At 33.1% G+C, this 4,146-nt stretch carries 3 protein-coding genes; 1 reads left to right on the top strand and 2 read right to left on the bottom strand.

Annotated features, from left to right (window positions below):
- Nucleotides 1-299 precede the first annotated feature (299 nt).
- Together F6K13_RS21425 and F6K13_RS21420 are read right to left on the bottom strand one after the other, a co-directional pair.
- The gene (locus F6K13_RS21425; RefSeq protein WP_124145372.1) at nucleotides 300-2,366 is read right to left on the bottom strand and encodes an AAA family ATPase; all 2,067 of its coding nucleotides are present in this window, start codon (nucleotides 2,364-2,366) and stop codon (nucleotides 300-302) included.
- Nucleotides 2,363-2,608, bottom strand: coding sequence for a hypothetical protein (locus F6K13_RS21420; protein WP_124145373.1), 246 nt, complete (start codon nucleotides 2,606-2,608; stop codon nucleotides 2,363-2,365). Before F6K13_RS21420 ends, F6K13_RS21425 begins: the two co-directional genes overlap by 4 nt.
- Before the next feature lie 705 nt (nucleotides 2,609-3,313).
- Between F6K13_RS21420 and F6K13_RS21415 the strand changes: the two genes are divergently transcribed.
- The gene (locus tag F6K13_RS21415; protein ID WP_124145374.1) at nucleotides 3,314-4,021 is read left to right on the top strand and encodes a formyltransferase family protein; all 708 of its coding nucleotides are present in this window, start codon (nucleotides 3,314-3,316) and stop codon (nucleotides 4,019-4,021) included.
- Nucleotides 4,022-4,146 lie beyond the last annotated feature (125 nt).

Here is a 4,146-nt window from a genome sequence, read left to right as displayed (position 1 = left end):
GTCATATCTAATGAGGTGAAATAATCATCTGAAATTATTTTCAATCAAAGTTTAGGTGTTCATGGAATTTTAAAGGATGAATGTCTTGAGTATGTCTTACCTAGTTGTTTGCGTAGTATTTCCGGAGGAAAGTTTTTCTCATAATTAGACAATTGATGGATGACTTCTGTGAAACTGTATAGTTATAGCAGAAGGAAGAAGTAAGAAGGAAAAAGGAAAAATCTTGCGTTGTCTGAGTTTTAAACTTTTGATATGTTCTAACCTTTCCTTCGACTACTATATATTCTACTATTTAGAGTTTAATCATAATCTACCTCAAGCACTTCTGTATATTCAAACTCATTCGGACTACGTTTTACCAAAGGATAAGATTCTCCACTTAACTGAATAGCATCTTCTTCACAATCTAATTTTGGAGAATTATAAGAAAGCACATATTCTCTGCCAATATAATCAGCCATTTCTTCCGCTACTTCACCTCGCCATTGAGTTTTAGTTACCAATACAACTAATTGATTTGCTAATTGAGGAATAATATTAGCAATTTGTCTGCGATAAATTTCATCTAAACTGCCAAAAGGAGAATCCATTACTATGGGAAAAGTGCTACTATCGGGTCCCATTAAAGTATTTTTTTGACTCCAGATTCTTACTTCGTCAATAATACTACCAATAAATGCCAAACTGAGGATTTGATTTTCTCCTGTAGAAGCGGCAACTAAAGCATCTTCTCCACCAGTATTTTCTACTAAAGTTAATTCATAATTTTCATTCAATTTAGGAATATAGGGAGTAAAAGAAATTTCTGAAAATAACTCTTGTACTCGTTTTTCTAAAGAAACTCTAAACTGTTTTTCTAGACGCGCTCGGACTTCTATCAATCTATTGATAGCATCTTGAGTAGCTGCAATTCGCCTTTGGGCTAAAACTTGTTTTAATTCATTCATTTGTTGTTTATCAAGTTGTTTATCTAAGATTTTAATTTCTTTATTTAAAGTTTCTAGCTGTAGAGCATTTGACCCAGTTTCTCGGTTTAAGTTTCCTACCTTAATTTCTATTTCATCTAACCGTTTTTGTAACTGCTGAATATCTTCATCTGGATAACTTCGTAGTTTTTTTTGAACTGACTCTAACTCATTTTCAACCCGTGAAAGTTGATGACGCAATTTTTCGATATTAGCTTGTTGTCGATCGACTTCATCCCAAAACTCTAGTACTTGTTTATCAATTTCATCTATCTGTATACTCATTCTAATTGCGGTTTCTTCTACATCAGCAATTTCGGCTTTTTCCATCCATTTTTCTACTGATTTTCTCCCTAGAGAATCTATAGTTAATTCTGCTCCACAAATACAACGTTGTTTTTCTAATAACTGTTGTACAAACTGTCTTTTGATTCCTATGGGCAACTCACCTTTTTCTTTTAAATTACCAAAAAGTTCTCGGAATTTTTCTATGGCATCTGACAAAAAAACCATATAACCACGAGTTGATATGACTCTTTTTAATCCCTGATGAGCTTGTAATATTTGTTCTTTGATTGATACTATCTGGATGTTTAATTGGTCTTTTTGTTGGGGTAATCCTTCTGCACCTTTAAATTCCACTAAACGACTACTAATTTCTTTCTTAACTTCTCGATGATCTTGTAATTCTTTCTCTATCTCTGTTTGGCGTTTTGATAATTTGTTAATTTCTTGTTCAATTTGATTTTTTTCTTTCAGCAGTTTTTTAGTTTCAGGATTACCAATTAATCTCAAATCAGTTTCTAAGGATTTTTTTGCCTCCCCTAAATGTCTAACAGAACGATTTAATACTTCAATTCCTAATAATTCTTTCGTCGCTTCTGCTATTTCACTTTTCCGGTCGTCTCTAACAATATACTCAATTCTTTCTCCGTCAAAAAAGAAATATCTATGTAAACTTTCTGGCAAAATTCTACCAATAATATCATCAGGATGTTCTGGAGGTGGAGACCAACGTCCGTCATCTCCAGCTATCTGCATATATAATTCACTTTTACCATGTTCAATTTCATTTTTTTCATTGCGATAAGCTCGAGATAAACGTTTGGCTTGATACCATTTATTATCATGTTCAAATACAATTTCTACCCAACAAGCTATGGCTTTACCAAGTTTTGCTTCTGTAATTGCTCGTTTATTTACCAGTTGAGTTTCTATTATAAAAGCGGCGCTAAATTTTTCATAAAGTACCCAAGTAAAGGCGTTCATTATGGTTGTTTTACCTGCACCATTATTGCCATGAATAATTGTTGTATTTTTCTGGCCTGATGCCAGAATTATTTCTGGTGTTTTTCCGTAAAACTGACGAAAGTTACACAGGATAATGGAAATTAATTTCATTGCACCGCTTCTTTAATAATTTTGAGAATATCATCGTTTATCCGGGGTGTTTTTTTATAAAGTCGGTCTTTTTCTAGTTGTAATACTCGCCCAATAATTTGCTTTACTTCTGGGGGTGCGGTAGTAATTGGTTCTTGAATGTTATTCAGTTTTGCTTGAGTTTTAATGTCATACTTTGAATGTTTTTCTGAAAAAATTATTGATATTTTTGTGGTTAGTTTGTCTGAGTATTTTGAAGTCATTTGAATTTCAGGAGGGAGCAGGGAGTAGGGAGTAAAGAGTAGGGAGTAGGGAGTAGTGTTTTTAGGCATGAAAATATCTTTGCTCTTTTCCTATAATCGTTAAAAAACATTGCTGAATCTTATTTATTACTTGATAACTGAAATATTGAAGCAAGATAAAATTATTTCAATATATTAGTATGATATTAATTATATCTAATCTTTTCATATTGCCTATATCCTAAAGATTTTCACATTTTTATTTATAAACCAATCCGGTAATAATACAGTTCAACAAAATTATAGTAAACTATTTGTGAAAAAAACTGTACTACCCCTAAGTTTATGAAGTTGGTATTATTATATTGGGTTACTAGGTGTTAGGTGGTAGATATTATACTAAATCCGGTTTAGACACCAACAAATATTATCGAAAACACTTTTTATTTATATATTATAATTCTTGCATAAGTCAGGGAATAGGGAATAGGGAATAGGGAGATTAAATTGTTGATTTCATCTATTGAATTGATTTAATTAAAACTTTTGCAAGAGGTTTATTATTTGCCTATAATTATTAGATGGTATTATAAATAGAATTTTGATTATGAGCGAATTTATTGTAGGCATTCCATTATATTCTTGTGTAGATTTATAGATATCCGTCATTCAGCTTTTTCAGACTCAGCTTAAATCCCAAATATATGTTGTTAGTAAGGTGCATCCATGAACCATAAAAAATTTTACTTATTGGTAGATACGAATATTCTTTGCTCTTATTTGGTATCAAAATGGATTGAAGCGTTTGGAGATTTGCCAAACTTCCAGGGAGTGATCGTCAAGGAAAAAGTTCAACCCGAAAGTTTACTTAAAGCTAGAAATGCTTTCCACGCTCAGTATTCTGGTCAAAAACATTTGACAGATGAAATTTATCAAGCTTTGACAGATTTATATCCTAACATTGAGCCGACTGAGCAGGCGATGATCGAACGTGATGGTATAGCACCGTACTCGAGTACTGGATATTCTCAAACCATATTTCTTGGAGATAATTTGAATGGAGTCTATGCAAAAGAATGGCTCATAGAAGCATCAAAAGATTCTGCACCTTTAATTTTTGTTTGCGTAACTCAAATCCTCAAACCGTGGTGGATAGAAATGACACAATCCCAACTGTTCAATTGTCATTCTGCCATTTTACCCTATGGTCGTGGAATGTATTCAGTAGAGAATATTGCCATTCTCCAAGATGTCAATAAATTTAGGGAAGTTGTGGGAGTAACCATCCATTACATCGATCAAGGTGTTGACACAGGACTAATTATTAAGTCTCAAAGAATCATTGACCCGTTTCAATTTGACTCTATTTGGGCCTTGAAAGCCTACAGTTATTTATTCGAGTTCGATCTTTATTTGACTACTCCCCGGACTTAAGTCACGGGGATTCTAAGCAGATACTACGCAACAGGATAAATCCGTGTTGCTCCGTTTCTTCTTAGCTGACCAAAGATATACTCTTTGGGGACAAGTCAAAGTGCCCCTACACAGTTGGCTTAAGT

The organism is Okeania sp. SIO2B9 (assembly GCF_010672505.1).
Lineage (GTDB): Bacteria > Cyanobacteriota > Cyanobacteriia > Cyanobacteriales > Microcoleaceae > Okeania > Okeania hirsuta.
The sequence above is the reverse complement of the archived record's forward strand: the minus strand, read 5'-3'. Positions and strand labels throughout refer to the sequence as shown.